This window comes from Vagococcus silagei (assembly GCF_004795745.1).
In the GTDB taxonomy this organism is placed as follows: domain Bacteria; phylum Bacillota; class Bacilli; order Lactobacillales; family Vagococcaceae; genus Vagococcus; species Vagococcus silagei.
The window spans coordinates 17,721-40,866 of the sequence record NZ_SDGV01000011.1 but is presented as its reverse complement, the minus strand read 5'-3'; the positions used below and the strand labels follow the sequence as shown (position 1 = coordinate 40,866).

Here is a 23,146-nt window from a genome sequence, read left to right as displayed (position 1 = left end):
TATTTCTTTGGTCAGAATAAGTCAAACAATAACTATTCAGTTTTGTGAAATATATTCTAAAAAAAAGACAAAGCATAAAATCTGTGCTTTGTCTTAGGTATATAGCTTATTTAGTTGTGTTTAATTTAGCGATTTCGATAATTAAATCTGTTGCTTTTTCCATACTTTCAACGGCAACAAATTCAAAACGACCGTGCATATTTTCGCCACCAGCAAAAATATTTGGTGTTGGAATGCCTAAATATGAGATTTTAGAACCATCTGTTCCGCCACGAACGGCTTCAATGATTGGTTTAATACCAAGATTGATCATCGCTTCTTCAGCTAAATCAATAATTGACATGTCTTTAGCGATAATATCACTCATGTTGTAGTATTCATCTTTCATATCTAATTTAATACGTTCTTGACCAAATTCAGCATTCATCTCTTTAATAATTTTTTCTAATAATGTTTTACGTCCTTCAAATAAATCATGATCATGATCACGAATAATATATTCCATTTTTGCTTCATCAGGAATACCTGTAATCTCAAGTAAGTGGAAAAAGCCTTCGCGTCCTTCTGTTTTTTCAGGAACTTCTTCTTGAGGTAAAGCGTTTTGAAGGTCAACCGCAACTTGAACAGCGTTGATCATGATATTTTTTGCAGTACCTGGGTGTACATTTTTACCTTCAATTGTGATTTTTGCACCCGCAGCGTTAAATGTTTCAAATTGTAATTCACCTACGGGTCCGCCATCCATTGTATAAGCAAAATCCACTGGGAATTCTTCAACTTTAAATTTATCAGCCCCAACACCGATTTCTTCATCTGGTCCAAAAGCCACCATTAATTTACCATGTTCGATTTCAGGATGTTCAATTAAATATTCCATTGCTGTCATAATTTCAGCAATGCCTGATTTATCGTCAGAACCTAAAAGTGTAGTTCCATCTGTTGTAATTAAAGTTTGACCTTTATAATTATTTAAATTCGGAAATTCTTGAGGATTTAATTCGTAACCACTATCACCTAATGGAATAACTGAACTACCATCATAATTTTCAATCGTTTGAGGATTGACGCCAACAGCATTAAAATCAGCTGTATCCATGTGAGCAATAAAACCAATACTGCGAACTTTTTTGTCAGTATTAGCTGGTAATGTACCAATGACAAAACCATTTTCTTCATTATGGAAGACATCACTCATGCCAATTTGTTCAAGTTCTTTTTTCAACTCACGAGCAAAGGCAATTTGTGTTGCTGTTGACGGAGTTGTCGTGCTGTTCTCGTCAGATCTTGTTTCCGTTTTGACATAGTTAATAAAGCGAGGTACTAAATTTTTATACATGTTCATCTCTCCTATTTATATAAATTTAAATGGGTTAGTGTTAACTTTACTTTCAATAAATTCAACATCCCATTTTTCTTCTTTTTTCCATTCGTTGAATAAGTCAACAAATCGTGATTTACAAACTTCTTCGATATAATGACCTGGATCAATGACTGGTAACTGATCTTCAAGCATATCATGTGCTGTATGATAATATACATCACCTGTAATATAAACATCGGCACCTTTTTTTAGTGCATCGTGATAGAATTTTTCACCACTACCACCACAAATCGCTACTTTTTCAATCATAACATCATCTGAATTCGCAATTAAACGCAAACCATCAAGCTTGAACGTTTCTTTAACAACTTGTGTGAATTCCGACAAAGGCATTGGGTTGGCTAAGCGACCAATTCTACCAATACCAAATGATTCTGATATGTTCTCCAAAGGAAAAATATCAAAAGCAGGCTCTTCATATGGATGTGTGTCATAGATTGTTTGAATGACTTTATCTCGTAAAGATTCTTTAAAGACAAACTCAATTCGTTCTTCTGGTACTTCCGTCACCCAATCCATTTTTCCTACTGTTGGATTCGCATTATTTTTAGGTCTAAATCGACCGATACCACTGACAGAAAAACTGCAAGAATCATAATCATCTGAGTATTCACCAACACCGATATTGTGTAAGGCACTACGAACTGTTTCTCTAGCTTCTGTTGGAACAAATAAAACAAGTTTTTTATATTTAATCTTGTGTGTTTCGCGTAAATAATCACTTGGCGTGACACCAAGCATTTCACAAAACCAGTCGTTTAAACCTGGATTAATAATATCCATATTGGTATGAGCGGCATAAACAGCAATATCATTTGCCAGTAAATCAGCATACATCTTTGTCTGAAAATGATCTGTTGTTAGTCGTTTAACAGGACGAAAAATCGGTGGATGTTTTGCGATAATTAAATCAACATTTTCATTAATTGCTTCTTGAACGACATCTGGCCGCACATCTAACGTCATCATAATTTTTTTGACAGATTTATTTAATGTACCAATGTGTAAACCAACGGGATCGCCTTCTTCAGCTAAATCTAAGGGGCAGTATTGTTCAAAGCGCTTAATAAAAGTTTGTGCATCAATCACTTGTTAATACCTCCTCTATTAGTAAAATGTCTCGTTTGTACTGATCAATTTTATCTGTTTGATTCTGACTTGACTGCTCAAGTTGATTTAAAACATAATGTCTTTGTTTTAATTCCTGTTGCCACTTTTTAATAAAAACAGGGTGGCTCTCACGTAATAAAAACGGGCCAAATAATAATTCTTCTTCATTTAGTTCTTGATTTGAAGGCCTTTTTTCAGCCACGATTATTTCATAAAACTTTTTATTTTCTTCTAAAATAGCTTCAGAAATAATGGTATATCCATTTTTATTTAAATAGGTTCGTAAGCCTTTTTCACCAATATTTGGTTGTAAAATTAATTGTTCTTTACCTGAAAATTTATTATTTTTTATCCCGCGATCTAAAATATCGCGTATTAATGCACCTCCCATACCACATATAGTAATACAAGTTACAGCATCATCTGCTTTTAAAACATCAAGCCCGTCTCCAAAGCGAACACTAATTTTATCATTCAGTTCAAGTTCTTCAACTAAATGTTTGGCTGAATTAAATGGACCTTTTACCACTTCACCTGCAATTGCACTTTTTATTTTATTATTTAAGACCAAATAGGCCGGCAGATACGCATGATCTGAGCCGATATCAGCTAAGATTGCGTCTTGAGCTACTTTATTAGCAACTAACGCTAAACGTTGAGATAAATGTTGATGATCCATATTTTCTTCCTTTCACTTTTCCATGTAACTTTAGTATAACACTCTTTCGTGTTCAGATATATCCAAAATTAAAAACTCATATTATAAAAAAAGCAGACCTTGTAGTCTGCTTCAAGCGATTATTAATTGAATAATGAACTAAAGAAATCTTTGATGGATTGCCAAAGACCAGAAGCACCTGATTTGGCTTTTTCAACATTTTCATCTGATAATAAATTGCTCTTAAATTCACTACCGTTTTTCACTAAATCATCTTTAAAATTTGTTAATTGTTTCGTTAATTGATTATCTGTAATCGCACCAGTGTTTGTAAAGTTAACCATATTATTCACAATTTCCGTTTTTAACTCTGGAGTAATTGCTTCAGTTAACCCATTTTTATCAATCTGATTTGTTACAACTTCTTCAACTTGTGTTTGGACTTCATCAGCTGGCGCATTTTTCAATTTGTCATTGATTTTTTGTAGTTCCATTTGAATATCAGCTAACATCACTAAGATATTTTCTGACGAGTAGTCTTTGTTGTCTTTATTTTGATTATCAATATCAGAAACAACTTTCATTTGTTCTTGTGCAACAGCACGTTTTTCGTCTCGTTGCGTTTGTTCCTTATTGTTTTCGGCAGGTGCAACTTCATCATAGATTTTGTAAATACCTGCTAGTGCGCCACTTCCGTCCATTGTTCGTACGCTTCCGATACGAATGTACGCGTCATAGACACCACTTGTAATAGCAGCAGAACGATACATCGCTTCAGTACGAGCGGTAATATTATTAGGTGTCACAATATCAACATTCACTCCAGAACCTGACTTTGTTCTGACAATAAATGCACTTGAATATGCTTTTGAACTAGCTGTAAATTCCGGTACGTCAGTCACATATTTTACTAAGTCATTTCCATGAACAACGACAGTATTGTGTTTTGTGGTATCGACCCCTTTTAAATCCGAAATTTTATTTAAATCTTTCATTAAAATATCTGTTGTTTGTTGTTTTTCAGCTTCAGTCAAGCCGTTTCCTAGTGCGATGTTAGGTACATCCCAACCTTCATCTTTGCCTTTTTCAGCAGCATATGCTGTATGTGTTGTACCAACTACTAACATGCCAGTTAGTACGATTAATGAGCTAAGTAATAATTTTGCTTTTTTCATCAATTTTTCTCCAATCTCGATATATTTGACTTAAGTCTATTATATAGAATTAAGTCTGTCTAAACATCCAACTTAAGGACTAACTTTTTTAAGGATACTTTAAAGTATTGGTTATTCTGTGAAGAATAAAAGAACCCTTTTCAATAAAAAATACGAAAAGGGTTCCTTAAAATTAACTATTTGAAGCTGTTTTCTTTTTCTTAGCAGCTTTTTCACGTTCAGCTTTGTTTAAGACTTGTTTTCTTAAACGAATGCTTTCTGGTGTTACTTCACAATATTCATCATCATTCAAGAATTGTAATGATTCTTCAAGAGTTAGAATTTTTGGACGTTTAATGACAGCTGTTTGGTCTTTATTGGCAGAACGAACGTTAGTCATTTGTTTAGCCTTAGTGATATTTACACCTAAGTCATTTTCACGACTATTTTGACCAATAATCATGCCTTCATAGACTTCCGTACCAGGTTCAACATAAACTGTACCACGTTCTTCAATACTCATGATTGAATAAGTTGTTGCTTTACCTTGATCGATTGAAACTAACGCACCATTACGACGGCCAGTTTGAAGTCCAGAAATAACTGGTAGATATGAGTCAAACGTGTGGTTCATGATTCCATAACCACGTGTTAATGACATAAATTCAGTTGAATAACCAATTAAACCACGAGCTGGTGCTTGGAAAATCAAACGAACTTGGCCATTCCCATTATTAATCATATCTTGCATTTCAGCTTTACGTTGACCTAGAGACTCAATAACTCCACCCATGTATTCCTCTGGTGTATCAATTTGTACACGTTCAAATGGTTCACATAAAACGCCATCAACATCACGGTAAATTACACTTGGACGTGAAACTTGTAATTCAAAGCCTTCACGACGCATATTTTCAATTAAAATTGATAAATGTAGTTCACCACGACCAGAAACGATCCATTTATCTGGTGAATCTGTTGGTTCAACTTTTAATGAAACGTCTGTTTGAAGTTGGTTAGATAAACGTTCTTCAATTTTACGAGCAGTGACATGTTTACCTTCGCGACCTGCAAAAGGTGAATTGTTAACTAAAAATGTCATTTGTAAAGTTGGTTCGTCAATATGTAAGACAGGTAAAGCATCTTGATGATCAACTGGTGTCACAGTTTCACCAACGAAAATGTCTTCCATACCAGAAACGGCAATTAAATCACCGGCTTTAGCTTCTTGAATTTCAACACGTTCTAATCCAAGGAATCCTAAAAGTTTTGTCACACGGAATTTCTTAACTTCGCCGTCAAGTTTCATTAAAGCAACTTGATCGCCAACTCTCATAGTTCCTCTGAAGACACGACCAATTCCGATACGTCCAACGTAATCATTATAGTCTAATAATGACACTTGGAATTGTAATGGTTCATCACTATTATCAACTGGAGCAGGAATATGCTCTAAAATTGCATCATAGATGTAGTTCATTGTTGGTTCTTGATCAGCAGGATCATCAGAAAGACTTGAAGTTCCATTTACTGCTGCAGCATACACAACTGGGAATTCTAATTGTTCGTCATCTGCACCTAGTTCAATAAACAATTCTAAAACTTCGTCAATAACTTCTGCTGGACGAGCTGTCGCTTTGTCAATTTTGTTAACTACGACAATTGGAGTTAATTTTTGTTCTAAGGCTTTTTTCAATACAAAACGCGTTTGCGGCATTGTACCTTCATAAGCATCCACAACAAGAATTACACCATCAACCATTTTCATAATACGTTCAACTTCACCACCGAAGTCCGCATGTCCTGGTGTATCTAAAATATTAATATGTTTACCATTATAATTGATTGCTGTATTTTTAGCTAAAATGGTAATTCCACGTTCTTTTTCAATATCCCCTGAGTCCATCGCACGTTCTTGTAATTGTTGATGTCCATCTAATGTATTAGACTGTTTTAGTAACTCATCGACTAATGTTGTTTTACCGTGGTCAACGTGGGCAATAATTGCTACGTTACGGATATCTTCTCTTAATTTCACTTTAATACATTCTCCTCACTATTTAAAAAAACAAAGATAAAATTATCTTTAATTTTACCGACTGTTAATTATAACAAAAAAATCTTCTGAAAAAAAGAAAAAATTTTCAGAATTACAGAAATTTAATTTAAAATTACCATTGCGTCTTGATATGTTTGCGTTGTTGCGACAATAAAATACTCACGACCATCCAAAATATGGTACGGTTTTCCTGATAAATACGAGCATTTTAGACCTAGCGGTTCACTTAATGCAACGCCAGCTGCGTAATCCCAAGGTGCTAAATTTGAAATATAACCACATTGTTCGCCACAAATGACACTTAAAAAATCTAAGCCAGCACAACCCAAGATTCGAACACCCATTGCTTCATTGCCAACTTTTTGCGTGCCATGAACATCATGAGCAAACATCGAACCGTTAGAACCCATCAAGCCATCAGCAAGTGAAGTATTTTCAACAGGTGCTAATTTCGTATCATTTAAGTAAACACCAGTTGATTTTCCACCGTACACAAAGCGATTGGCCATCACATCGTAAATAAAGCCTAGTTTTGGCTCTCCGTCTTCAAAAATACCAATCATGACACAGAAATTACGCTGTTGTAAAACAAAGTTCATTGTGCCGTCAATTGGGTCAATGACCCAAACGCGTCCAGCAACAGTTTCAGGTTTATCACTAATCCCTTCTTCGCCAACAATATGATCATTCGGGTATGCTGCTTTTATTTTATCTACTAAAAATGCTTCTGTTGCTTTATCAATATTGGTCACTAAATCACGACGATTTGATTTTATATCAACCTCAATTGACGATTTCAGAGATTCTTTGATTTGTTCCCCCGCTTCAATAACCCAAGATTTGACAGTTAAAAGTAGTTCCTGTTCCATTTTAGATCAGCTCCTTTTTATTTATCGGTCCTGTTTTTTGATTTCGGGATAGTTTTGCAACACGATACAATGAGTATCCTGTAAGCTCTTCGTATTCATTACCTAATTGACGTTCTTCACCAATACTTCGAACGACTTCTTTGAATGAACGATAAGCGTCGTTGAATTCTTCTGCAGTTACTTTATTTTCGTAGACTTTTTCTAATACTTCCCAAAGTTGCATCACTTTAATAATTTCTTCAGTTGTCCATTCGGGATTTAAGGGATAACTATAATTTTCCTTCATTCACATCACCTCAGTAGTTTCTTTTCCAGTGTATCAAAAAAAGATAAGTAATGAAACAGTAAAAGCTGTTCATTACTTATCTTTAATCTTTTATTCGTTCGTTTCTTCTGGTTTATCCGGGAAAGTCACACTAAAAGTCGTTCCTTCACCCAGGACACTTTCAACTTCAATTTTTCCTTTATGAAGTCGGACCAATTGATCAACAATTGAAAGTCCCAGACCAGATTCACCGTATTTTGTATTCTTTCGCGATGGATCAGCTTTGTAATAGCGATCCCAAATGTTAATTAAATCTTCTTCAGATATACCCATTCCAGTATCACTGATTTTGATTGTTGTCTCAAGGTAACCACGAACTGCTTCAATTCTAATTTCACCATCTTCTGTAAACTGAATTGCATTGGTCACTAAGTTAACAATAATTTGAACAAAGCGGTCATGATCTGCAAATAACTCGACAGGAGCGTCAGATATTAAAATGATCTCATTATTTTTATCTTTTGCTTTTTGATCTAATTGCGTCTTGATTGTTTCTAAAACGTCAGTCGCATTCAGTTTTTGTGGTGCAATGCTAATTTGATTGGTTAGAATTTTTTCGTAATCTAGGTTTTCGTTAACTAAACGAATTAAACGAGTTGTCTCATTTTTCATTAAATTTAAGCCATTCTCCCGCTGATCTTCTGGAATTGCGTTATAGATAAAACCTTCTAACATGCCATTAATTGTCGTTAATGGTGTTCTCATCTCGTGGGCAACATCAGCCATGAAATTCCGACGTCGTTCTTCCTGCCGTTCAATTTCTTGGTGAGACTCTTTCAATGCCAACGTCATTTGATTAAAATCAGTAGCTAAATCATCAAGTTCATCATTATTTTTTACTTCAAGGTGCACATCAAAGTTACCGTTGGCAACTTGTCTTGTTGCTTTACGCATGCGATTAATGCGATTAACTTGAAATTTTGCATAAGCGTAGCTGATAATGACTGCAATTATTGAAGAAATCAGAAAACCACGCATTAAGTTTTGTGTTAGCGAGCTTACGCTTTTATTAATGTTACTGGCTGGTTGATAGACAAGTAACAAACCTTGAAATTTAAATTCCCGTGAGAATAAAGGTTGGATAAATAACGAAATTGTTGCCTTATTGGCATCAATTGTACTTTCTTTGACCATTTTCTTTATCGGTTGACCTGATTTTAACGTTTCTAGTTCTTCTTTAGATACTAAATTTTTACCAGTTTGACCTTTATCTTTTTTCGGATAAGTTGCCACTAAATTTTCATCTAAAACGTAAAAACCAACATTTTGCGTCCGCAAGATTGTTTGCATTGTATCAATTGATTCCTCTAAGTTCCAATTGAATGTTTGCATATTCGAAATAACCGTTTCTGAATAACCATTTAGTTGTTCATAACTAGACTCTCGCGCTGCACTTTTGGTAAATTGCGTGAATGACAAGCCAAAAATTAATAATACAGTCAAAATGATAACGAAAAAGGCAATCATTTGCTGTAAAAGGTATTTCATTTGGTATCGACTCCTGAATCATCGAATTTATAGCCGACACCCCATACTGTTTGAATGACTTGTGCGCCCACTTTTTCAATTTTTTGACGTAATTTCTTGATATGCGCGTCTACAGTTCGCTCATCACCAAAATATTGATAATCCCATACAAGCTCAAGCAATTTTTCACGAGAAAAAACTTGTTTAGGTTTTTTAGCTAACGTAAAGAGTAAATCAAATTCTTTTGGTGTTAAACCTTCAATCGGCTTATCTTCTAAATAAACTTCTCGTGTTTTAGTATTCATTTTAAAGTGCTCTGTAATAACATCAAACTCAGTATTTTCAATCGGTGCTACCTCTTCAGGTACGACTTCAACAATTGAAGAACGACGATGCAAGGCTTTAATTCTAGCGATTAAAGTTAATGGACTAAATGGTTTAGTCACATAGTCGTCTGCTCCCATTTCTAAACCAATCACTTGATCACTCTCAGAATCTCTAGCCGTTAGCATGATAATTGGTACTGTTTTTGAGACTTTTCTAATTTCACGACAAACAGTCATGCCGTCCATTGTTGGTAAGTTTAAATCTAACGTAATCATATCCCACGATTCAGGCGCTTCTAAAAAATCGTCAAGTCCTTCTTTACCATCAAAAGCAAAGGTAACATCCCAACTTTCATTTAGAAAAAACATCTTCATCATTTCTGATACTGATTCATTGTCTTCAATCATTAATAGTTTCATTTGTCATTTCCTCCCGGATTGGATTAGTTTGATCCGCAAATATTTCTATTTTTCTTTCAACTAAGTAGAAAAAGGTTGCTATTGGAATCACGATAAATAAAAACTCAAGAATAAAAAATTGCGTCATTCCAAATGTCTTTAATAAAAAACCTATTAAAAGCGTGATCCCTCCTACTAAGAATAACATATTTCTTGCACATTTTTGAGCAAATCGGAAGGTTTTCTCATTCTCTCTTGCTCTTGGTGTACGGTAGCCATATTTATAATGTAGTTTCTTCGATGGATAAATTGTATAAACGATGGCAAGAATCACCATCATCCAGCCACAAGTATAAAAAATCATGAATAGTTGCACCTACTTATTTTTGTATTACTTTTATTATAGCGGAATTAAGTGATTTTTCTATGATTTTTAATAAAAAAGTCATTCGCCATATAAAAAGTATGCGATTGTTTTACAATATTGAAAAACCATCACTGAATAGTCTTCAAACTGTTACAGATGATGGTTTTATTTTAATAATCTTGTTTTCTTGCTTTGCGTTTCGCGCGATCTGAATGTCGACGTTCAATTTTACGTTTTTGTTTTTCATTATCAGAAATCGCCACTTGGATTTTACGCTTATATCCTGGTTTAATTTTTTTCTTTTTCTTCTTAACTAAACCAATCATTTTTGTATCTAATTGTTTTTGTGATTTTTCACGCTGTTTACGACGGTTACGGTCATAAGAATCAACAATTTCACCTTGTCGAATTGCTTTAGGGTCAAAATTAATACCTAATTTTTCTAGTGCATTGATTGCTTCTTCATCTTGAGGTTCATAAAGAGTAATAGCTACTCCGCTCATGCCATTACGTCCAGTACGACCTACACGGTGAATAAAGAATTCTAAGTCTGTTGGAACTTCAGCGTTAATAACATGAGATACGCCTTCAATATCAATCCCTCTGGCTGCTAAATCGGTCGCCACAACATATTGGAAATCAAGATTTTGGATTGATTTCATCACTCTTTTTCTTTCTCGAGGTTGAATATCACCATGAATTGTCGCAACTTTTAAGCCTTGCTGTTTCAAATACTCAGAAATTTCATTCACACGTTGTTTGGTATTAGCAAAAACCATTGCTAAATATGGATGTCCAACCGTTAACAAGTCATAAATCAATTTATTGTTATCTTGTCCTTTAGTCGAAATCAACCAGTTATCAATTGTATCTGAAATAACGGTTTCATTTTTGATATGTTCTACTACAGGGTTTTCCATATATTTTTTTAAGAATGGTTTTAGATTTTCAGGAATTGTTGCTGAAAAGACTAGCATTTGTAAGTTTGTCGGTAGCGTACTTGCAATCTTATCAACTTCTTCTAAGAATCCCATATCTAAAGTCATGTCTGCTTCATCAATGACTAAAGTTTCAGCCGTAAATGTTTTTAATGCTTGGCTCTCTATTAAATCTAAAATTCTTCCTGGTGTACCAATTACAATATGGGGTTGTTGATTTTTAAGCTTTTCAACTTGTCTTTTTTTATCAGTTCCACCCACGTAATTAGCAACTCGTATTTCGGTTTCTGAAAATTCAGCCATCTGAACTGCTGCTTGATAGATTTGATCTGCCAATTCACGACTTGGCGTTGTAACAATTGCTTGGACTTGATCTTTTGTCGCGTCAAGTTTCTCCATAATTGGAATCAAAAAGGTATGTGTTTTTCCTGATCCTGTTTGAGATTCACCTACGACGCTCTTATTTTTAAGAATGACTGGAATTAATTTATTTTGAACCTCTGTTGGTTCATTGAAATTCTTGGCATCCAATGCTTCCATGATAAACGGTTTTAAATTAAAACTTTTGAATTCTGTTGTCATTTAAATCCACCTTCTTTCTTGTTTCTAAAATTTCTACTTGCGAATTATAACATTAAATCAACATTTTTACAGGTTTAATTAAAGTAAATTCGAATTTTCTTAATTATTCGTTCAAATAAATTCGTGGTAAGCGGTCTGAAAGAGCACATGTCACTTCATAATTAATCGTTTCGATATACTCCGCTGCATCTTGAGCTGAATTATTACGATCACCATTATCACCAATAATGGTCACTTTAGTACCAATTGGATAAACTTGCTTAAGTCGAATCATACATTGATCCATACAAATTCTACCGACAATTGGTGCGTATTCTCCATCAACAATCACTCTAAATCCTTGATACTTACGTCTTAGCCCATCGGCATAACCAATTGGAAGTGTACCAATCCATTCATTATCAGTAGTCTCATAAGTAATGCCGTAACCAATTTTTTCATGCGGTGGTAACTCTTTAATATGAGTAATGACCGTTTCTAAAGATAGTGCTGGCATTAATTTAAATGGTTCTTCAAGTGCTACACCGCTTGGATTCATGCCGTACATCGCATCACCAAAACGAATCACATTACTTTCCCATCCCTGATGCCATAAGGCTGTTGCTGAGTTGGAGGTATGAATATAGCGGATTTTTTGATTAAAGTATGATTTAGCATTCAAAAATTTTGCCTGTTGATGTTCAAAATAGTCAACGGCAACACTATCAGCTGTTGCAAAATGAGTAAATAGCCCTTCCATTTCTAAAGTAGAACTTGTTTTAAACAACTCTGATGCTTGTTCAAATTCTGATTCATCTCTTAGACCAACTCGTCCCATGCCGGTATCAATTTTTAAATGGACTTTTAACTTTTCTGTTGTACTAGCCTTAGTTAGTTCCTGTTCAGTTTCAGTCAGCCACTGCAAACTTGTTGCAGTTAAGCTAATATTTTGGTCCAACGCAATTTTTGCATATTTCGGATTAACATAACTTAACACTAAAATTGGTTCATCACTTAGATTTGCTTCTCTAAGTTCAATCGCTTCACTTAAATCAGAAACACAAAATCCTGTAGCACCCGCTTCTTTTGCTGCTTGGGCTACTTTAACAGCTCCATGCCCATAGCCATTCGCTTTAACAACCGCAAAAAGTTCCTGCTCAGAAGTTAAACGCGCGCATTCATTTCTAACATTGTTACGAATAGCCTCTAAATCGATTATTGCTTGACTTTCTCTATAGATACTTGGTTTCACTTCAATCGCCTCTTTATTTTATTTGATTATTTAACTTAAAAACTGAGCAACAAGCTGCAACTTAGAATTCTCTTAATTCAAGAAATTCAAAGTTACAGCTTGCTGTTAAACACCTCTGTGTCAGTATTTTGATTAAGAGAGTGCTTCAATTGATTTAGGTGCAACGCCAATTGCAACAGCTTTCTCACCTAAATGTGCACCAATAACAGGACCAAACTCACAAATTGTAACATCTAATGTGGAATCGATTGTTAAAAGTTCATTTTGTACGCGCTCTGCTACCTCAAGGTTATTACAATGAATCACATAAAAAGTACTTTGCTCAGGTGTTAACGAAATTTCATTCAAAACAATATCTTCTAAACGACTCAGCGCTTTCTTTTGTGACCTTACTTTTTCCGATAAAACGATATTACCTTCTTCAAATTTTAAAATGGGTTTAATTTTTAGGAGTGTTCCGATAATCGCAGCTCCATTTCTTAAACGACCGCCACGCACAAGATGATTTAAATCATCTACAACGATGAAACCTTCGAGGTAATTTCTCAACAATGTTAATTTCTCAACAATTTTTTCTGGTTGACATGCTTCTTGCGATAAATCGAGTGCAACTTCGACTAACTTACCCATTGGACCTGTCGTAAGTAATGAGTCAAATGCGTATACATCAATACTAGCTAATTCTTTTGATAATCCTTGTAATGTTCTGACAAAGCCAGAAATACCAGAGGAAAGATGAATACTGATGATTGAATCGTATCCTTTTGATGCTATGTCTTCATATAATTCGATGACTTCACCAACTGAAGGTTGAGAAGTTTTCGGAAATTCTTTGGCATTATTTAATTGTTCGTAAAAGGTATCTGCCATAATATCAACACCCTCCATGAACATCTGATCATCAATGATAATCGGTACTGGAATAATAAATAAATTATCCCTGTCTAAGTACTCATCTTTCAAAAAGACGGTACTGTCCGTCACTATCGCAGTTTTCATATCTATCCTCAATTCTTTAAATGACTACTTAAAATGATATCAACCTATATTATAAAATTTTAGGCGTCAATTGTAAAGACAGTTTGACCCTATTGTAAAAAGTTCTGAATAGCTTGCTTGTTTTGTTCCACGTTTATTTCAAGCACACTACCGGCATGATCATAGTAGGAATCAACGTAACTATCCTTAACTGGTACTGTTAAAATTTCCATCGGTTGATGTTTACTAAATAGATATGATGCACTAATTTTAGACAAATTAGTGAACGGTATATTAGTATCGGTATAACCCAGTGCTGTTCCAGTTACTTCTGGTACACGCCAAAGATTGGTCGGTTTGAGGGCGTCCTTCATAATAGTTGTCATTACTTGTTGCTGACGGCGGACGCGACCAAAATCGCCTTCTTCATCTTTTCTGAAACGCGCATAAGCCAATGCTTGATTGCCATTTAGTTTTTGGGGTCCTTGCTGAATCGTAGTACCTTCTACGTCTAACGTTTTCTCAGCATCTATTGAAAGACCACTTGGTACAAGTGTATCAATTATGATAGGAAACGATTTGAAATTCACAACAGCATAATACTGAATGGGAATACCAAAATTATTTGTAATTGTTTGACGCATTTTTTCCGCACCACCAAAAGCGTAGGCAGCATTAATTTTATTTTGTTGAATTTCTTGATTATCCATTGGAATGCTCACATAGGTATCACGCATAATTGACATTAATTTTGGTGTTTTATCATGTGTACTATAGCTTGCAACCATGATCGTATCAGCTCGTCCTTGGTCTTCGCCTCTAGAGTCACTTCCTAAGATTAAAACATTTGTTCGCCCATTCGATGCAGGTTGTCCATTAAATTCTATTTCTTGTTTGGGTGCATTTTTCTGATCTGCTTTAGCAGAGAAGTATCCCTTGGCATAACCAATTCCTGAACCCAATAGAATAATGATTAAAATTAAAAACAGATAAAAGAAGAAACCTCTCCTCTTTTTACGTTTAACTTTCTTCGGTTTTTTTTCTTTTTGTGGCAGTTCATGTTCAACAGGTTGTTCTTCTTTTTTATGTCTATCCATTCTCGTCATTTGTGCCATGCTTACACCTCTTTATATTTATCAGTCTTCTACTCATCATAAACGGTTTAAGCCTAAAAGAAAAGGATTCCTCATGATTTATCGGTTTATTCGTCAAAATTCAGTCTATAGGCTGAGTAGATACCTAAATTTTTAACTTCAATTTTGTGATAAAGCAATTCCGCAATCGCTTGTTCAATCCATTTGGCGTCTTCAACAAGGATATCTAACACAAAATAATAATTACCCAACTCCGTCTGTAAAGGTCTGGATTCAATTTTTGTGAGATTTATGTCGCGCCATGCAAATGGAGATAAAATCCGATGAAGCGCACCCGCTTGATCTTCGGGAAGTGTCAGCATAATTGTTTGTCTGATTGTTTTTGATAGTTGAACTTTTGCTTCTTTATTTTTACTAATCACCCAGAACCGTGTTTCATTTGATGGTGTTTTTTGAGCGTCCTCTTCAAGACATACCAAACCCAAATTCTCTCCTGTTTGTTTTAATCCAACTCCTAATAATGCTTGTTCTGGGTGTTCACTTACATATTTTATTCCTTCAGATGTCGAAGTTGTTGGCGTGAAAGTTAACGCTCTAAAATGAGACGTTAAGTAATCATGTACTTGTGAAAAGGCTTGCGGATGTGTCCTGACACCTTCAATATGTTCCAATTTCTTTACCCAGTTCGGATGAACCAGCATCGCCTGTTTTATTGGTAAGATAAATTCTGCTTGAATATGAAACACACTATGATGATAAAGATAATCGATTGCTTGGTTCACGCTGCCTTCAATAGAATTTTCAATGGGGACCACGGCAAGATCAACTTCTTCTTTGTTTAATTTTTCGAGACAGTCGTAAATTGAAAAACTTGGAATCAGTTGATAAGACTGGTCATACAGAGATGCGATTTCAGAGGTAAATGACCCTTCTGGTCCAAGATATGCTAACTTCATTTTCTCACGTCCTTCTCTTTTTCTAATAATCTAGTCGTAATTTCAGGTATCGTTAATTTGGTAACATCAATCGTTCTTGAAGCAAGTGCTTCATATATGGGCTGTCTCTCGTTAAATCGACTTAAGAATACTTCAGATTCAAGGTTTTCTGCGAGCGGTCGCTTATTTAAACTGTCAGCTTTAATTCTTTGGCGTAAGGTTTCAATATCAGTTTTTAAGTAAATGACTTGCTCTTGTTTTTTTAATAATTGAACAGCATCATTGGACTCTACAATACCTCCACCAGTGGCAATGATACACTTTTGACTAAGATTTTTTTTAAGCGTCAACGTTTCTAACTCTCTAAAATATGATTCACCCTTGCTTCTAAAAATGGTTGAAATCGAACATTTTTCTTCTTCTTCAATCACTTGATCAAGATCAATAAATAACCGATCTGTTCTCTGTGCAAGTTCTCTTCCAACTGATGTTTTACCAGCTCCCATAAAACCAATTAGAATGATAGCTTGACTACTCATTATTTTGACCTAATAAAGTTGCTAAATCAGCGAAAAATTGCGGATAGGAAACTGAAATAGCTTCTGGATTTTCAAGATTAACAGTCTCTTTTCCAACCAATAATGCAGCAATTTGAAGCATCATCCCCATCCGATGATCATGATAACTTTTGACGATTCCACCATTAAGTTTCGTTTGGCCTTCAATCATTAAACCGTCGACTAATGGCGTAATTTGTGCCCCTAATTTTGTTAACTCAAGATTAACAGCTTCAATGCGGTCAGTTTCTTTAACGCGTAGCTCTTCAGCATCACGAATAATTGTCTGTCCCTGTGCTTGTGTTGCTAGTAAAGCAATAATCGGAATTTCATCAATTAATCGTGGAATGATTTCTCCTTCAATTGTTATCCCTTTTAATTGACTATGTTCAACGATTAAATTCCCTGATTGATTGACTGGATCAAAATCAGTAATCGAAATTTTTCCACCCATTTTTTTTACAACATCAATCAGCCCTGTTCGAGAGTTCGTTAGTCCGACATTTTTAATTGTTATTTTGCTGTTTGGTACTAATAACGCTGCAGCAATAAAGAAGGCGGCTGATGAAATATCACCTGGAACCACAATCTCTGTACCACTGAGCTTTTGTGGTCCAGTAAGTGTAATTTCTTTGCCCTGGACAATCACATTTCCACCAAATTGTTGAATCATTTGTTCAGTATGGTCTCTGGTTAATTCTTTTTCGACAATCCGGCTTGTTCCAGTTGCTTGTAATGCCGCGAACAGTAAAGCTGATTTAACCTGCGCACTAGCGACCGGCATCTTATAACTAATGGGTTTTAGCTGACTTGTTCCTCGAAAAGTAATAGGTGGTAAACCATTTTCATTTTCTTTAGCTAATATTAAGCCCATTTCCTGAAGCGGTGTAATGACTCGGTTCATTGGGCGGTTCTGAATTGAGTCATCTCCTGTTAACGTGACAATGTTTTTTTGACCCGCAAGAATTCCCATGAGTAACCGAATGGTAGTTCCTGAATTGCCAACATCTAAAGCATGATTTGGAATGTTTAAATTTTCAAACCCATAGCCGTTGATAATTATTTCGTCAGCAGTTTCTTGTATATCTACGCCTAGTTCTCTAAATATTTGAAGTGTTCTAAGGCAATCATCTGCATGAAGAAAGTTCTTAATCCTTGTCTCGCCATGTGCAATTGCACCGAACATAATACTACGATGAGAAATCGATTTATCTCCTGGAACTTCAATCACACCACTTAGTCCAGTATTTTGACTTTTCAAAAGTTCTTTCAAAGTTATACCTCCTTAACTCTCTGTTTGATACTGTAATTTTTCTTCAATCAGACGTTGTCCCACTTCACGGTCGTTCTCTGTACGAAATGTCAGTTGTAAGACCCCAAATATTTCAACACGTGTTTCTAAAATTCTGATATTGGTAATACTTAACTGATTTTCGTGTAAAAGTTGCGTGATTTTAGCAATCACACCAACTTCATCGGGAACCGACACAAATAAATCGTACAAATTGGGAATTGAGCCTTTTTTATGTTGCGGGAGTTGATTTCGGATTTCTTGGGCACGACAAAAGTAATCATAAATATCTTTTTCTTGCTTTTGGCTTAGCATCTCTTGCATGTTGGTCATCAAATTTTGCCATTGACTTAATTGGGTAAGTAAAGCATCACGATTGGTCATTAATATATCAGTCCACATTGTCGGATCTGACGAAGCAATTCTTGTAATATCACGAAACCCACCTGCAGCTAATAATGAAAAAAGTTCAGATTGATTTGATTCTTCACTCACAAAATTTACTAAGCCAGCCGCAATAATATGTGGAACATGACTTAAGAGACCTACGATTTGATCATGTTCTTGTGGTGCTAATTCAAGAAATTTCGCATGTGTTTCACTCAAAAGATCAATCAGCTCAGGCACTCTATTTTTGGCAGCTGTCGCAACTAAAATATAATAAGCATTTTCAAATAAATCCAATTGGCTAGCGCGATAGCTTGTTTTATGGGATCCCGCCATTGGATGACCACCGATAAAATCAATCCCTTGAGCAATTAATGTTTCTGCCGTCTGCATAATTGTCCCCTTAGTGCTCGCAACATCGGTCACTAAAACAGTTTCTTTAAGCTTACATTTTGATAAATGCTCTAGATAGGCTAACGTAATTTGAACCGGCGTACATAAAAAGATATAGTCCGCGTCTCTAACAGCTTCCTCGAAATCCAAGGTCCAATAATCGATGATTCCCAGTTCTACTGCACATTCTAAATCTGCTTGATCAAGTCCAAAACCAGTAATTTTAATATTTTGATTCTTTGCATGTAATGTTTGACAAATTGAGCCTCCGATTAATCCAACACCAACGACTGTTACCTGTTTCACTGTTGACATATTCTCACCTCTTTTTTAAAAATTTTTCGTGTACTCTCTGTATTCAGCAACTGCAGTTTGTAAATGTTCAAATGAATCACTATCAAATTTATCTAAAATTGCTTTTGCTACCTCTATAATCACCATGGCTTCTGCAATGACACAAGCAGCCGGAACAGCAGAGCTATCTGATCTTTCGACACTGGCCTTAAATGGCTCCTTATTATCAATATTAACCGACATCAATGGCTTATACAGGGTTGGAATTGGTTTCATAACACCTCTGACCACAATTGGCATGCCGTTAGTCATTCCACCTTCAAAACCACCTAAGTGATTACTTTTTCTTGAATAACCTTGCGTGTCATCCCAAATAATTTCGTCCATAACGTCACTACCGAGTCGTTCGCTCGCTTTAAAGCCAACACCGAACTCGACCCCTTTAAACGCATTAATGCTGACAATTGCTTGTGCAATTTTGCCATCTAATTTTGCATCCCATTGTGTGTAACTGCCCAAGCCCATTGGCACATGGTCAACAACAACTTCGACAATCCCGCCAATCGTATTGCCCTCTTTTTTGGTTTGATCAATTTTGGTTTTCATTCTCTCTTCGGACTTAACGTCAACACAGCGAACACTCGATTGTTCCGCAAGAATCGCAATTTGTTTAGCAGGCAAAGCGTCACTTACTTCGGCTTTAACCCCACCAATTTCTAAAACATGACTCGCTACTTCGATATCTAAAGCTTGCAATAGTTGTTTACAAATCGCTGCTACTGCAACACGCATGGTTGTCTCGCGAGCTGACGAGCGTTCAAGAACATTGCGTAAATCATTGTGTTGGTATTTAATACCACCAACTAAATCAGCATGTCCTGGACGAGGTTTTGCTACTCTTCGCATGGCTTTTTCTTTATCTGAAACCGGAAAAAGCCCCATGACTGTTTCCCAATTCTTAAAATCATCATTTTTTACAATACACGTAATGGGTGAACCAAGTGTTTTACCATGACGAATACCCGAAGTAATTTCTACGGTATCTGTTTCAATCTTCATGCGACCTCCTCGGCCATATCCGCCTTGGCGTCTTTTTAATTCATGATTAATTTGGTCAATATCGATAGGAACACCTGCTGGAAAACCATCAATAATTGTTGTTAATTCTTTTCCATGTGATTCACCTGCTGTTAAAAATCTCATCATTTCCCTCCTACTCAGCTAAAAAATCTTTTATTTTTTCAATTTGGATGGTCTCAATTTTTGCTTTTCCTAAAGATTCTAAAAGAATAACTTTAAGTTGATGACCACGAGCTTTCTTATCATGTAAAATTGCATTAAATAGGTCCGTACGATCTAATTCACTGAACTCTATTGGCAAATGATATTTACGTGTCATTGTTGTTAGTTTTTCCGTCGTGCCATGTGGTGTTTTACCTAAACGTTCAGCCGATGTACACATTTGATACATGCCCATTGCAACAGCTTCACCGTGTGTAATAACGCCAAAACCAGCAACTTGTTCAATTGCATGACCAATTGTATGACCGAAATTTAAAATCAGGCGTTCATCATTATCAAGTTCATCTGCTTCAACTACTTTTCGTTTAATATCAACACATTGATAAATAATGCTTTCAGCATGCTCGAGAATATCTGCTTCATCCTGGTACTTCTCAAGTTCTTCCCACAAGGTTAAATCAGCAATAGCCGCAGATTTAATTACTTCGGCCAAACCTTCGCGAATTCTTCTTATTTCAAGTGTTTCAAGTGTTTCTGGATCAATCAAGACCCCAGCTGGTTGAGCGAATGTTCCGATTAAATTTTTGGCAGTTGTTGAATTAACAGCTGTTTTCCCACCAACACTACTATCAACTTGAGCAAGTAACGTCGTCGGGATTTGAACAAAACTTAAACCACGCATATATGTTGAACTTACAAATCCGGCTAGATCACCAACAACACCACCGCCTAAAGCAATCACACTATCACTTCTTGTCATTTGAAAGTCTGACATTGCTGTATAAATCTTACTAGCTTCTGTTAAAGATTTACTCTGTTCTCCTGGTTCAATAACATAAAATTCAAGCATAAAGCCTGCGTTTTCTAATTGTGTTTTAACAACGTTCCCATAAAATTCATTGACTGTTTGGTCGGTAATAATCATAATTTTTCTGGGTGACCAAAGCTTTTGAACCCACGCACCTAATTCTTTAAGCCCGCCTTTTTGAATGAAGATATCATATTGATACGTCGGAAGATTGACAGTCATTTTCATAATAAAAATCCTTTCTCATTTAGATTTCTTTAATCTTTAAAATGGCCTCTTCAATGACCGCTAATTTTTTCATCATCTGTTTAAATTCAAGCTCATTGAGAGTTTGTTGCCCATCAGACCAAGCTTGTTCTGGATTTGGATGTATTTCAACAATCATCCCGGAAGCACCAACTGCCTCAGATGCTAATGCTAACGGTTCAATAAATTCACGAATCCCAACACCGTGACTAGGGTCAACAATAATTGGAAAATGACTCAATTTTTGTATGACTGGGACGGCACTTAAGTCTAAGGTATTGCGTGTCGCTGTCTCGTATGTTCTAATACCTCTTTCGACAAAAATAATATTCATATTTCCCTCAGCAGCAATATATTCAGCAGCATTCAACCACTCGTCAATTGTTCCTGCAATACCTCGCTTCAATGCAACGGGCATCTTTGTTTTTCCAATTGCTTGTAACAGTTTAAAATTTTGCATATTGCGAGCGCCAACTTGAATAATATCAGTATAATGAGCCACCATATCCAAATGTGCTTCATCCATGACTTCAGTAATCACCTGTAAGTGGTACTTATCTGCAGCTTTGCGCATATATTTCAACCCTAATTCTTCCAATCCTTGAAAGGCATATGGAGAAGTTCTTGGCTTGAAGGCACCGCCCCTCAAAATTTTTGCACCACCCTCAGCTGCAATACGTGCACATTCAAAAATTTGTGCTTCTGTTTCGACGGAACATGGCCCTGCCATGGTAATAAAAGGTTCATCGCCACCAATTTTCACGCCATTAACATCTACAATTGTATCATCTTGTCGAAATTCCCGACTAACTAGTTTATAACTCACTTTAATAGGCTCAATCCTTTCAACAAATTCTAAATTTTCTAATTTCAGTTCAGTCATAACTTGAGGATCACCAACAACCGAAATTGTAGTGACTGGAGACGATTGATCCACATTAAAAAATAATTTGTGCGCATCCAGCACAGTGACGAGGTCTGCTATTTCATTTTGTGAAGCTAATTTATTTAATAATATTTTCATAAGTTTCTCTCCTTTTGAGTTCGGTCAATAGAATTTGTTTCACGTGCTCAATTGCCATTTTTTCCCCGGTCATTAATTCATAAGAGGCAGCTGCTTGATGTAATAGCATCCCTACTCCATTGATGACATGACAATTTTTTTCTCGTGCTTGGCACATTAATTTTGTTTCCAAGGGATTATAAATTAAATCGAAAACGATTGTTCGTTCTTGTAAACAATTTGCGTCTTTGATTGGCGATAATTTAGAAGCTTCAGCCATACCAACATTAGTTGCATTAATCAAAATATCACAATTGCTAATTTTTTCTTGCAATATATGCTGATCAGAAAAAGAATGAAAATAATAATTGCTTTTAAAGTATTGATTAAATGCTAAAAAATGATTTTTTTCGACTGCGAAAGTTTCATTATTTCTTTTAAAAATATGAATTTCAGCGGCATTTTCTAGTCCTAATTGATATGCAACTGCTTTAGAGGCGCCTCCTGCACCCAATATAACGACTTTTTTAAGTTCGGCATCAACTTTTTCATCTTTTAAACTTTGACTAAATCCATATCCGTCAGTCGTTGTGCCATAAATCAAACCTTCCCGATTGATTAAAGTATTACACACACCTAATCTTCTAGAGACTTCTGACACTTCATCTGCAAATTGATAAGCTTGTGTTTTATACGGCATCGAGATATTAACACCCATCATGTTCAAAGCAGTAATCGCTTCAAAAGCTGGTTGACAATTTTTTGTTTCAACATCAAAAGCCAAATATACGGCATCTAATTTTGCAAACTGATAAGCACTATTATGTATAAGTGGTGACAAACTATGCTTGATTGGCGTCGCAATCACACCTGCCATTTTTGTATATCCTGTAATCATTTGACTCTCCTTTCCAACTATCAAAAAAACGGTACCGAATAGATCAAAAAATCTACGGGTACCGTTATCCATTAACACTAGATATAAAATAAGCCACCATAGATTTTTTATCTATAGTGGTTAATACGTTCAATACGAATAGCTCTAACCATTA

The 23,146-nt window shown here is 35.6% G+C and carries 22 protein-coding genes; all 22 read right to left on the bottom strand.

The window, feature by feature from the left end:
* Positions 1–106 precede the first annotated feature (106 nt).
* On the bottom strand, positions 107–1,336 hold the full coding sequence (pepT, locus tag ESZ54_RS04620) for a peptidase T (RefSeq protein WP_136136516.1): 1,230 nt from the start codon (positions 1,334–1,336) through the stop codon (positions 107–109).
* A 15-nt stretch (positions 1,337–1,351) separates the two neighbouring features.
* On the bottom strand, positions 1,352–2,470 hold the full coding sequence (locus ESZ54_RS04615) for a Nif3-like dinuclear metal center hexameric protein (protein WP_136136515.1): 1,119 nt from the start codon (positions 2,468–2,470) through the stop codon (positions 1,352–1,354).
* Positions 2,463–3,170, bottom strand: a complete 708-nt coding sequence (locus ESZ54_RS04610) for a tRNA (adenine(22)-N(1))-methyltransferase (RefSeq protein WP_136136514.1) — start codon at positions 3,168–3,170, stop codon at positions 2,463–2,465. Before ESZ54_RS04610 ends, ESZ54_RS04615 begins: the two co-directional genes overlap by 8 nt.
* Before the next feature lie 122 nt (positions 3,171–3,292).
* Positions 3,293–4,324 (bottom strand): DUF1002 domain-containing protein, encoded by a 1,032-nt coding sequence (locus tag ESZ54_RS04605; RefSeq protein ID WP_136136513.1) that lies wholly within the window; start codon positions 4,322–4,324, stop codon positions 3,293–3,295.
* A gap of 172 nt (positions 4,325–4,496) precedes the next feature.
* Positions 4,497–6,341 (bottom strand): translational GTPase TypA, encoded by a 1,845-nt coding sequence (gene typA, locus ESZ54_RS04600; protein ID WP_136136512.1) that lies wholly within the window; start codon positions 6,339–6,341, stop codon positions 4,497–4,499.
* A gap of 122 nt (positions 6,342–6,463) precedes the next feature.
* Entirely contained in the window at positions 6,464–7,231 is a 768-nt protein-coding gene (locus ESZ54_RS04595; protein WP_136136511.1) for an inositol monophosphatase family protein, read from the bottom strand.
* A 1-nt stretch (position 7,232) separates the two neighbouring features.
* Entirely contained in the window at positions 7,233–7,517 is a 285-nt protein-coding gene (locus tag ESZ54_RS04590) for a UPF0223 family protein (RefSeq protein WP_136136510.1), read from the bottom strand.
* A gap of 90 nt (positions 7,518–7,607) precedes the next feature.
* Positions 7,608–9,044: a sensor histidine kinase gene (locus tag ESZ54_RS04585; RefSeq protein WP_136136509.1), complete on the bottom strand. Its 1,437-nt coding sequence runs from the start codon at positions 9,042–9,044 to the stop codon at positions 7,608–7,610.
* Positions 9,041–9,769, bottom strand: a complete 729-nt coding sequence (locus tag ESZ54_RS04580; protein ID WP_136136508.1) for a response regulator transcription factor — start codon at positions 9,767–9,769, stop codon at positions 9,041–9,043. The genes ESZ54_RS04585 and ESZ54_RS04580 overlap by 4 nt, the downstream gene beginning before the upstream one ends.
* Positions 9,750–10,112, bottom strand: coding sequence for an SdpI family protein (locus tag ESZ54_RS04575; RefSeq protein ID WP_136136507.1), 363 nt, complete (start codon positions 10,110–10,112; stop codon positions 9,750–9,752). The genes ESZ54_RS04580 and ESZ54_RS04575 overlap by 20 nt, the downstream gene beginning before the upstream one ends.
* 173 nt (positions 10,113–10,285) lie before the next feature.
* The gene (locus tag ESZ54_RS04570) at positions 10,286–11,635 is read right to left on the bottom strand and encodes a DEAD/DEAH box helicase (protein WP_136136506.1); all 1,350 of its coding nucleotides are present in this window, start codon (positions 11,633–11,635) and stop codon (positions 10,286–10,288) included.
* Positions 11,636–11,738: 103 nt separating this feature from the next.
* Positions 11,739–12,866 (bottom strand): alanine racemase, encoded by a 1,128-nt coding sequence (alr, locus tag ESZ54_RS04565; RefSeq protein ID WP_136136505.1) that lies wholly within the window; start codon positions 12,864–12,866, stop codon positions 11,739–11,741.
* A 132-nt stretch (positions 12,867–12,998) separates the two neighbouring features.
* Positions 12,999–13,865: a DegV family protein gene (locus ESZ54_RS04560; RefSeq protein ID WP_136136504.1), complete on the bottom strand. Its 867-nt coding sequence runs from the start codon at positions 13,863–13,865 to the stop codon at positions 12,999–13,001.
* A gap of 89 nt (positions 13,866–13,954) precedes the next feature.
* Positions 13,955–14,959, bottom strand: a complete 1,005-nt coding sequence (locus ESZ54_RS04555) for an LCP family protein (RefSeq protein WP_136136503.1) — start codon at positions 14,957–14,959, stop codon at positions 13,955–13,957.
* An 86-nt stretch (positions 14,960–15,045) separates the two neighbouring features.
* Positions 15,046–15,894, bottom strand: coding sequence for a prephenate dehydratase (gene pheA, locus ESZ54_RS04550; protein ID WP_136136502.1), 849 nt, complete (start codon positions 15,892–15,894; stop codon positions 15,046–15,048).
* Entirely contained in the window at positions 15,891–16,412 is a 522-nt protein-coding gene (locus ESZ54_RS04545) for a shikimate kinase (protein WP_136136501.1), read from the bottom strand. The genes pheA and ESZ54_RS04545 overlap by 4 nt, the downstream gene beginning before the upstream one ends.
* Entirely contained in the window at positions 16,405–17,703 is a 1,299-nt protein-coding gene (gene aroA / locus ESZ54_RS04540) for a 3-phosphoshikimate 1-carboxyvinyltransferase (RefSeq protein WP_136136500.1), read from the bottom strand. Before aroA ends, ESZ54_RS04545 begins: the two co-directional genes overlap by 8 nt.
* Positions 17,704–17,715: 12 nt before the next feature.
* The gene (locus ESZ54_RS04535) at positions 17,716–18,816 is read right to left on the bottom strand and encodes a prephenate dehydrogenase (protein WP_136136499.1); all 1,101 of its coding nucleotides are present in this window, start codon (positions 18,814–18,816) and stop codon (positions 17,716–17,718) included.
* A 15-nt stretch (positions 18,817–18,831) separates the two neighbouring features.
* Positions 18,832–19,998: a chorismate synthase gene (aroC, locus tag ESZ54_RS04530; RefSeq protein ID WP_136136498.1), complete on the bottom strand. Its 1,167-nt coding sequence runs from the start codon at positions 19,996–19,998 to the stop codon at positions 18,832–18,834.
* 10 nt (positions 19,999–20,008) lie between these two features.
* Positions 20,009–21,073 carry a 3-dehydroquinate synthase gene (gene aroB / locus ESZ54_RS04525; RefSeq protein WP_136136497.1) on the bottom strand — a complete coding sequence of 355 codons (1,065 nt, stop codon included), beginning with the start codon at positions 21,071–21,073 and terminating at the stop codon, positions 20,009–20,011.
* 19 nt (positions 21,074–21,092) lie between these two features.
* Positions 21,093–22,115 (bottom strand): 3-deoxy-7-phosphoheptulonate synthase, encoded by a 1,023-nt coding sequence (aroF, locus tag ESZ54_RS04520; protein ID WP_136136496.1) that lies wholly within the window; start codon positions 22,113–22,115, stop codon positions 21,093–21,095.
* Entirely contained in the window at positions 22,096–22,992 is an 897-nt protein-coding gene (gene aroE, locus ESZ54_RS04515) for a shikimate dehydrogenase (RefSeq protein WP_162615096.1), read from the bottom strand. Before aroE ends, aroF begins: the two co-directional genes overlap by 20 nt.
* Positions 22,993–23,146 lie beyond the last annotated feature (154 nt).

What these genes read in the sequence shown, in the direction of transcription:
- pepT (WP_136136516.1), bottom strand. Translation starts at nt 1,336, where the DNA reads ATGTATAAAAATTTAGTACCTCGCTTTATTAACTATGTCAAAACGGAA.
- ESZ54_RS04610 (WP_136136514.1), bottom strand. Translation starts at nt 3,170, where the DNA reads ATGGATCATCAACATTTATCTCAACGTTTAGCGTTAGTTGCTAATAAA.
- ESZ54_RS04605 (WP_136136513.1), bottom strand. Translation starts at nt 4,324, where the DNA reads ATGAAAAAAGCAAAATTATTACTTAGCTCATTAATCGTACTAACTGGC.
- ESZ54_RS04595 (WP_136136511.1), bottom strand. Translation starts at nt 7,231, where the DNA reads ATGGAACAGGAACTACTTTTAACTGTCAAATCTTGGGTTATTGAAGCG.
- ESZ54_RS04590 (WP_136136510.1), bottom strand. Translation starts at nt 7,517, where the DNA reads ATGAAGGAAAATTATAGTTATCCCTTAAATCCCGAATGGACAACTGAA.
- ESZ54_RS04585 (WP_136136509.1), bottom strand. Translation starts at nt 9,044, where the DNA reads ATGAAATACCTTTTACAGCAAATGATTGCCTTTTTCGTTATCATTTTG.
- ESZ54_RS04580 (WP_136136508.1), bottom strand. Translation starts at nt 9,769, where the DNA reads ATGAAACTATTAATGATTGAAGACAATGAATCAGTATCAGAAATGATG.
- ESZ54_RS04575 (WP_136136507.1), bottom strand. Translation starts at nt 10,112, where the DNA reads ATGATTTTTTATACTTGTGGCTGGATGATGGTGATTCTTGCCATCGTT.
- ESZ54_RS04570 (WP_136136506.1), bottom strand. Translation starts at nt 11,635, where the DNA reads ATGACAACAGAATTCAAAAGTTTTAATTTAAAACCGTTTATCATGGAA.
- ESZ54_RS04560 (WP_136136504.1), bottom strand. Translation starts at nt 13,865, where the DNA reads ATGAAAACTGCGATAGTGACGGACAGTACCGTCTTTTTGAAAGATGAG.
- ESZ54_RS04555 (WP_136136503.1), bottom strand. Translation starts at nt 14,959, where the DNA reads ATGGCACAAATGACGAGAATGGATAGACATAAAAAAGAAGAACAACCT.
- pheA (WP_136136502.1), bottom strand. Translation starts at nt 15,894, where the DNA reads ATGAAGTTAGCATATCTTGGACCAGAAGGGTCATTTACCTCTGAAATC.
- ESZ54_RS04545 (WP_136136501.1), bottom strand. Translation starts at nt 16,412, where the DNA reads ATGAGTAGTCAAGCTATCATTCTAATTGGTTTTATGGGAGCTGGTAAA.
- ESZ54_RS04535 (WP_136136499.1), bottom strand. Translation starts at nt 18,816, where the DNA reads ATGTCAACAGTGAAACAGGTAACAGTCGTTGGTGTTGGATTAATCGGA.
- aroC (WP_136136498.1), bottom strand. Translation starts at nt 19,998, where the DNA reads ATGAGATTTTTAACAGCAGGTGAATCACATGGAAAAGAATTAACAACA.
- aroB (WP_136136497.1), bottom strand. Translation starts at nt 21,073, where the DNA reads ATGAAAATGACTGTCAATCTTCCGACGTATCAATATGATATCTTCATT.
- aroF (WP_136136496.1), bottom strand. Translation starts at nt 22,115, where the DNA reads ATGAAAATATTATTAAATAAATTAGCTTCACAAAATGAAATAGCAGAC.
- aroE (WP_162615096.1), bottom strand. Translation starts at nt 22,992, where the DNA reads ATGATTACAGGATATACAAAAATGGCAGGTGTGATTGCGACGCCAATC.